Source organism: Streptomyces sp. NPDC027672, assembly GCF_055566335.1.
Genome location: NZ_JBVHSO010000036.1, coordinates 1 through 2,352 on the forward strand (window position 1 = coordinate 1; position 2,352 = coordinate 2,352).

The following is a 2,352-nucleotide window of genomic DNA, read 5'->3' on the forward strand; positions in this document are numbered from 1 at the left end:
TTGCCTACGGCGAGGAGGGCGCCCGTCGCTTGAAGCGGGCGGTCAGGGAGGGGCAGATCCGCGGATGTTTCCTGGAGCTGGACTTTGCCCGGGTGAGTTCTGGGGTGGGCGCTGACGTGGGGGCGGCCAACGATGAGTAAGGGCACTTCGAAGAAGGCAAAGCCGACCGATCCCCGCAACAATGCTTACCAGCGGTTGTTGAAGGCTATCCAAGCCATCCCCGGGGAATCGCCCAGGGAAAAGATGCGCAAGTTCACCGCGTTTGCGCTGAAGGTTTGCGTGATCAATCAGGCCGAGGAGTTGTTCACCCGGGGATTTGGGCCCTTGGTCGCCTGGTGTGACTTGACGCTGCTTGGGACTGACGTGCAAGGAAGCGAGGATTGGTGCCACGAAGCGGGCCAGGCCTACGGCGGCGCAGTGGAAACCTTCGAGCCGTTCGAATGCATCCTGGGCCGATTGTTTAATGAGTTGGTGTGGTCAGGGAAAAAGAACGACGCTCAACATTTCACCCCTTGGGGCTTGGCGAGGGCGATGAACGCCTTTGCTCAAGCGCCTCAAAAAGACGAGTGGCCCATGGGTGACCCCACCTGCGGAGCCGGCACGCTGTTGCTTGTGAAGCTTCACGAACTGGCCGGGAAGGATTCGAAGGCCCTTCGGGGGCTTACCGTGAAAGCGAACGACCGCGATCCGTTGTGTGCTGCGATGACCGCACTTCAGTTGCTGTCAAACCAGTTGATCTGGCGGATGCCCATCGGGCGCGTGGTGGTCGAGTGCAAAGACATCATCACTCAATACCTGGAAACGCGGGTGGTGTTTTGGTCTCTCACGCGAGATCGGTTCATCGCCATGGATGAGGAGATCCGGCTCGAGAAGGCCAACCGGGTGACGGGCGCTGACATGGGGGCGGCCAACGATGAATGAGGTCGCCAACCTTGTGAAGGCCATCCGCGCCATCCCTTCCACTCCTGGCAAGCCGTGGAATCCGCGGGTTGCATTCGAAACGTTCGTTCAGCACGCACTGATGTCAATGGCACATATCCACGCAGACACCAAGGGTCACCTCGACACCAAAGTCCTTGCTTTTGGACCCTTGAAAAAAAATGTCGAAGAAGCGCCTGAAGTGGTAGCAGCCATCAACGCTTACATCAAAGCGGTCTTCGCAAGCAGGCCGTTTGACGATGTCCTGGGACGGGTCCATGCCGAGCTGCTGGCCAGGAAGGGTGGGGAAGGGCTGGGTCAGTCTTTCACTCCCGGCGATCTTCTCGATCTGGTTCAAACCCTTGCCACCAGGCATCGGCCTGGTGGGAGCGGAGCCAAGGTCTACGACAGCTGTTGCGGCGCGGGTTCGCTTGCCCTTGCCGCGATCAGGAGTCAACAGAAACACCTTCCAAGCGAAAAAATCCTGGTGCTGGCGGGGGACATCGATCCGTTGTGCGCAGCGATGACGGCTTTGCAGATCCACGCGAATCAAACGTTTCATTTCTTGCCGCTTGGGGCGGTCAAAGTCACGGTGGGGAACGAACTGATCGGTCCCAGGCGCCCCGGGTTTTGGTCCCGCTTCCACCTCTACGAGTAGAGGCCGGAGGCCCGCCTTTCCCTCTTCAAGACTCGGCGGCGAGCAGCCGCCGGCTCTTGCTTCAAGCCGCTTTTGCTCTTGTTTTTCCTAACAGGTAACAAGCACCTGTTACCCCCTTGTTACCCGTGAAAGCCTTGTCCCATAAGGAGGTAACAAGGGGTAACAGGGTAACGGGTGGATCGCGAGCTCCCGATGGGTGTATGCATGGATGTTGTGAGCGGTGAGTGGATTTTTCTTGCGTGGATCTCTTAAACCACTTGTTACCTTGTTACCACCTGTTACCCCCAGTAAACATAAGGGTTTGAAGGGTAACAAGTGGGTAACAAGCACTTGCTACCTCCCAGGCTGATGCTTGAGGTATTTCACACTTTCAAGTGTTTCTGGAGCATCGAAAGCAGAAACGAACATCCGTTGGCGCGAGCCCTTGCCAGTTCCGTAAAGCCTGCTTAGATGGATTTGTGGCCACAACAGGACCACAAATCAAGAAACGGAGCAGGCAGTGAAGACGAAACGCGAAAAGACCGCACGGGATGAGTTGTTGAAGGCCCGGGTCAGCAAAAGTTTTAAGGCGTTGGTGGAGGAGACGGCGGTGGCCCGTGGGCAAACCCCTTCCGAGGCCATGCGTCAGGCGCTTCAAGAGTGGGTGCATCGCCCCAGTCAAGCGGCATAAAAAACCCCGGGTGCGAACCGGGGCGTTTACTACTAGGGATTACAACATGAAGAGTAAGTCGAAGACTGGCCCTGTCAAGGGCGGGGAGGCCAATGGCGACGCCGTT

2 protein-coding genes are annotated in these 2,352 nt (G+C 57.7%); both read left to right on the top strand.

All coding sequences use genetic code 11. From position 1 onward, the window contains the following. The first annotated feature begins 132 nt into the window (after positions 1–132). Entirely contained in the window at positions 133–921 is a 789-nt protein-coding gene (locus ACZ4SV_RS36345; protein WP_146256385.1) for a DNA methyltransferase family protein, read from the top strand. Continuing rightward, positions 914–1,576: an N-6 DNA methylase gene (locus tag ACZ4SV_RS36350; protein ID WP_049451765.1), complete on the top strand. Its 663-nt coding sequence runs from the start codon at positions 914–916 to the stop codon at positions 1,574–1,576. The genes ACZ4SV_RS36345 and ACZ4SV_RS36350 overlap by 8 nt, the downstream gene beginning before the upstream one ends. The last annotated feature ends 776 nt before the right edge of the window (positions 1,577–2,352 follow it).

Coding starts and splice junctions, on each gene's coding strand:
- ACZ4SV_RS36345 (WP_146256385.1), top strand. CDS start 133: ATGAGTAAGGGCACTTCGAAGAAGGCAAAGCCGACCGATCCCCGCAAC.
- ACZ4SV_RS36350 (WP_049451765.1), top strand. CDS start 914: ATGAATGAGGTCGCCAACCTTGTGAAGGCCATCCGCGCCATCCCTTCC.